The 5,219-nt window shown below is 64.7% G+C and carries 5 protein-coding genes; all 5 read right to left on the reverse strand.

All coding sequences use genetic code 11. From position 1 onward, the window contains the following. Positions 1-109 precede the first annotated feature (109 nt). Positions 110-760 carry a hypothetical protein gene (locus CWO89_RS40405; RefSeq protein WP_130583841.1) on the reverse strand — a complete coding sequence of 217 codons (651 nt, stop codon included), beginning with the start codon at positions 758-760 and terminating at the stop codon, positions 110-112. A gap of 103 nt (positions 761-863) precedes the next feature. Further along, on the reverse strand, positions 864-1,451 hold the full coding sequence (locus tag CWO89_RS40410; protein WP_130583842.1) for a GNAT family N-acetyltransferase: 588 nt from the start codon (positions 1,449-1,451) through the stop codon (positions 864-866). A gap of 37 nt (positions 1,452-1,488) precedes the next feature. Continuing rightward, entirely contained in the window at positions 1,489-2,778 is a 1,290-nt protein-coding gene (locus CWO89_RS40415; protein ID WP_130583843.1) for a M16 family metallopeptidase, read from the reverse strand. Beyond that, on the reverse strand, positions 2,775-4,193 hold the full coding sequence (gene thrC, locus CWO89_RS40420) for a threonine synthase (RefSeq protein WP_165421526.1): 1,419 nt from the start codon (positions 4,191-4,193) through the stop codon (positions 2,775-2,777). Before thrC ends, CWO89_RS40415 begins: the two co-directional genes overlap by 4 nt. Positions 4,194-4,653: 460 nt before the next feature. Further along, positions 4,654-5,219: response regulator transcription factor (locus CWO89_RS40425; RefSeq protein ID WP_130583845.1), on the reverse strand; the 566-nt coding region annotated here is incomplete at its 5' end.

Consider the following 5,219-nt stretch of genomic DNA (forward strand, 5'->3'; position numbering starts at 1 on the left):
GTGGGCAAAAGCGAAGCGTGCCCACCTTTCTTGCACCGAACGTGGATGGTGGGCACGCTTCGCTTTGCCCACCCTACCGCCGCCGTCGGTCGTTCAACGCAGGTGGCCGCTACTTCTTCCTTACCGCCTTCGGCTTTGGCTCGGGCTTCAGAGCCTGCGGGTCGAAGCCGATGTAGAAGACGTAGTTTTCAGCAACGTCGGCCGACGGCGCCGGAAAGGTCAGATCCTCAGCCACCAGCGTAAAGGGTTCGCTGCCGGATTCGCCCATCGTCACCGTGGTCTGATAGGCCTTGGTCGCGATCGTCTTTTCCGAGACGCCGCCCTGCACCACGGCGACGCGCAGCGGCACCTGAACGGTCGGCGGGGCGCCGGCAGGACCGACAATGATCCGGCCCTGGATGCCGATTCGCGCCGTGATCTCGCCGCCATTGATCGCGCATTCGCGGGCGGTGCGGGTGATCGTCGCCTGGAACCGCAGGTCGCTGCCGACCGGTTCCTTGCCGGGCGCCCCCACCGCGTAAGTCGAGGCACCGGAGCGGATCGCCACCGGCGGACAGAGGACGTCCGATTCGTTGCTCTGGCCCTCGGCGGGCGCTGAGGGCTTCTCAGCCGGTGCCTCCTCGGACTTGCCGCCGCCGAACAGGCTCTTGAAGCGGTCGGTCAATGACTGTGCCGCCGCCGGCGCGGCCAGGGCGCCGCAACCAAGCGCGGTCGCCACCACTGCGGCGATCGCGGCCCTGATCACACGATGTCTTGCCATGCGAAATCCCTGCCATCCCATTTCCCGAGTGGCGTTATAGCAGCGCAATGGCGGCGAACCCAAGGCACCAACAAAGGCGCTAACCAGCGCTAAGAACCCGGTATTAACCCCGGAAATCCTCGTGCAACAGGCCAAACAGCAGGTGATCCTGCCAGATGCCATTGATGCAGAGATAGCGCCGCGCCAGGCCCTCGCGGGTGAATCCGCATTTCTCCAGGACGCGGATCGAGGGCGCGTTGGAGGGGATGCAAGCGGCCTCGATGCGGTGCAGATTGAGCTCTCCGAACAGCGAGGGCAACAGCACCCGCAGCGCCGTGGTCATGTAGCCGCGCTGCGCATAGGGCTCGCCGACCCAATAGCCGATGGTGCCGGCCTGCACGATGCCGCGGCGGACGTTGGCGAGCGTGATGCCGCCGACCATCACGCCGTCCACTTCGCGGAAGATGATGAAGGGATAGGAGCGGTCAGCAGCGATGTCCTCGGCATAGCGGCGCAGGCGGCGGCGGAAGCCCGAACGGGTCAAATCATCGGACGGCCAGATCGGCTCCCATGGCGTGAGATAAGCGCGGCTCAATTCGCGCAATTGCGCCCACTGCGGAAAGTCGGCCATTTGCGGCGCACGTAGCAGCAGTCCATGACCGCGCGGCATCAGGGCGGCCGGTCCGCTGGATGGCAAACGAAACAGGGCCATGCCCTTGAACTCCCTGCCCGCTATCGGGGCTGCCGGTCTAGTGCAGGAGCGTCTTCGCCTTCGACCGGGTCAATCCTTCCGCAAAAGACACCGCCGTGTCCAGACCTCTGCCGCTGCCGAGCGCCACCACCGCGGGCCGGCTGCGCGCGAGCAGCGCACGGGCGGCATTGCGGGTCGATTCGACACTCACCGAATCGATCCGGCTGACCAGTTCGTCCACCGTCAGCGGCCTGCCATAGGCTAGCACATGCCGTGCCAACTGCTCGGCGCGCGAGGAACAGCTCTCCAGCGCCATCAACAGCCCCGCCTTCATCTGCGCCTTGGCGCGGGCGACCTCGGCCTCGGTCAGGGTCTCCACGGCCTCATTCATCACGTCCACGATCACTTCCATCATTTCCGGCGCATCCGACGGATCAGTGCCGGTGTAGAGGCCGAAAAAGCCGGTGTCGCTATAGGGGGCGTGGAAGGTGTAGATCGAGTAGCACAGCCCCCGCTTCTCCCGCACCTCCTGGAACAGCCGCGACGACATCCCGCCGCCGAGCGTGTTGGTGAACACCTGCAGCGAGAACAGCGACAGGTCGGTCTGCGGCACGCCTTCCAGCGCCAGCGTCAGATGCGCCTGTTCGAGGTCGCGGTGCACGACGCGGGAACCGCCCTTGCCGAACATGGCCGCCAGCGGCTTCGGCGCGGGCGCTGCGTCGAAGCTTGCGAACTTCTGCGTTGCCTCTTCGACGATCCGCTTGTGGTCCACCGCGCCGGCAGCGGAGATCACCATATCGGGCCCGCGGTAATGAGTTGCGAGGTAGCCGCGCAGCATGTCGCGGTCGAACCCCTTGAGCGTCTTGGCGGTGCCGAGCAGGGAGCGGCCCATCGGCTGGTCGGGATAGCAGAGCTCGTTCAGGTGCTCGAACACGACGTCGTCGGGCGTATCCTGTGCCGCGCCGATCTCCTGCACGATGACGCTCTTCTCGCGCTCGAGCTCATCAGGCACGAAGGAGGGATTGGCGAGGATGTCGGCGAGCACGTCGAGCGCCAGCGGCACATCCGCCTTCATCACGCGCGCGTAATAGGCCGTGGTCTCGGTCGAGGTGCCGGCGTTGAGATCGCCGCCCACGGCCTCGATCTCCTCGACGATCTCACGCGAGGAGCGGCGCGTCGTGCCCTTGAACGCCATGTGCTCGAGCAGGTGGGATATCCCGTGCTCGTTCGGCTTTTCGTCGCGTCCGCCGACGCCGGCCCACACGCCGAGCGCGGCCGTCTCCAGATGCGGCATGGTGTCGGTGACGACAGTCAATCCGGACGGCAACTTGGTGATCTCAACGCTCATCCGGCTACTCCCTGCTTGGCGGCGCGACTCACCGACAATACGAACTTTTCGACTTCCGCCTGATCGCTTTTCATCACCTTGAGGTGTTCGGGTTTGGTCATCAATCCGTCGAGCCAGGCCGGCAAATGCGGTCGCACCCCGCAGGCGGCCTCGACCGCATCGGGGAACTTGGCCGCATGCGCGGTCGACAGCACGATATTGGGAATCCTCGAATCGGCGCTGTCGCGGTCGGCGACCGCCAGCGCCACCGCGGTGTGGGGATCGACGAGATCCCCCGCCTCGCGCCAGGCGGCGCGGATCGCGGCCGCAGTCTCGGTCTCGTCCGCCTTGCCTGCGTCGAACTCCTCGCGGATCGCAGCCAACATCGCAGCCGGCAACACGAAGCGGCCGGACTGCTTCAGCGAATCCATCAGCCGCCGCACGCTGTCAGCGTCGCGCCGGCTTGCCTCGAACAACAGCCGCTCGAAATTCGAGGACACCTGGATGTCCATCGACGGCGAGGTCGTGGCGTGAACCTCGCGGACCTCGTAGATACCCGTCTTCAGCGTGCGCGGCAGGATGTCGTTGATGTTGGCCGCGATCCGCAAGGACCGGATCGGCAAGCCCATGCGCTTGGCGACGTAGCCTGCAAAGATGTCGCCGAAATTGCCGGTCGGCACCGTGAAATCCACCGTCCGCTCCGGCGCGCCGAGCGCAACCGCCGAGCTGAAATAGTAGACCACCTGCGCCACGACCCGCGCCCAGTTGATCGAGTTCACGCCCGACAGCGACACGGCATCGCGGAAATCGTGATGGTTGAAGAGCCCCTTCACGATCGCCTGGCAATCGTCGAAGGTGCCTTCGATCGCCAGCGCATGGATGTTGGCGGCGCCGGTCGTCGTCATCATCCGCCGCTGCACCTCGGAGATGCGGCCTTGCGGGAACAGCACGACCAGATCGACATTTTCGAGATTGGCAAAGGCCTCGACCGCGGCGCCGCCGGTATCGCCCGAGGTCGCGACCACGATCGTGGTGCGCTGTGAACGCTTCGCCAGCACATGATCCATCAGCCGCGAGATCAACTGCATCGCGACGTCCTTGAACGCCAGCGTCGGGCCGTGGAACAGCTCCAGCAGGAATTGATTCGGGCCGATCTGGTCGAGCGGCACGACCGCGGGATGGCGGAACGTTGCATAGGCTTCGTTCGCCATGCGACCGAGATCGGGATCGGAAATCTCGCCGCCCGCGAACGGGCGGATGACGTCGACCGCGACTTCCCAATAGGGCCGTCCGAAGAAACCGGCGATGGTCTCGCGCGACAGGACCGGCCAGCTTTCGGGCACGTACAGGCCGCCGTCGCGGGCGAGCCCGGTCAGCATCACATCACAGAAACCGAGAGCCGGGGCCTCTCCCCGGGTCGAAACATACCGCGTCAAACCGCCCTCCAAAGGCTCAAGCCTTTACCTTAAGCCCTTGATATCATGGAATTTATCGAGTTCTCGCTGCGCGGACTCGAAGCGCCACCATAAAGGGTTTTCGCGCCAAGGGGAAACCGCTTCTTGTGCGGCGCTGCCGCAAAGCACGGCCGACTGGCCGGCTAGACGGAGGTGTATCGTCAAGCGCGCTGGGATGCACCAATCCATCGCTGGCTTCACGATGGCAGCCGCATGACGTCGGAACCATTGCCGCTTTTTCCCGTTTATGTCCGCCATCGAGGCAAGGGAAGCAGCGACCAGCGGCGTGGCCGATGCTTCGGCACATTGCATCAGAATCGAAACAAGCTCTAGGAATCGCCTGCACCGCCCTGCTGTTCCCGAATTGCCCCGGCAGAAGCGAATGCAAGCGATGGGAACGGTCGCGCCTTCGGGCGCGACCAGTTCCGCAGGCGATTAAGGGTCAGCTCAACCCCATCTCAACGGCGATGCGGATCAGATCGGAATGGCTCTTGGCGCCGAGCTTCTGCTTCAGAAGCGAGGTGGTGTTGGCGACGGTCTTGTAGGAGATGTTGAGCGCCGCGGCGACCTCGCCGATCTTGTCGCCCCGGCCGAGCAGTCGCAGGATTTCCAGTTCGCGTGGCGACATCAGCGAGGCCGGATTGGCCTTGATGGCGGCGCCCGAAAAGGTCACGGCCTCGGCAAGGTGCGGCGATATGAAATTGTCCCCGGCCGCGACCTTGCGAACGGCTTTCACGAACACCCTGGGGTCGTCGGTCTTCGAGACATAGCCCTGGGCGCCTGCTTCCACCGCGCGGACCACGAAGGCCGGATCGTCGTTCATGCTGAACATGATGATCCTGGCCTCGGGATCTTCCTTGCGAATCCGGCGCATCAGCTCGAACCCGGAAACATCCGGGAGGTTGATGTCGATTACGGTAACATCGGGCTTCTTGCTGACATAGGCGCGGTGCCCCGACTTGGCGTCGGTGGCTTCCTCGATCTTCACCGAGCTGTCGGAAGCGAACA

The organism is Bradyrhizobium sp. Leo170 (assembly GCF_004296405.1).
Classification (GTDB): Bacteria; Pseudomonadota; Alphaproteobacteria; order Rhizobiales; family Xanthobacteraceae; genus Bradyrhizobium.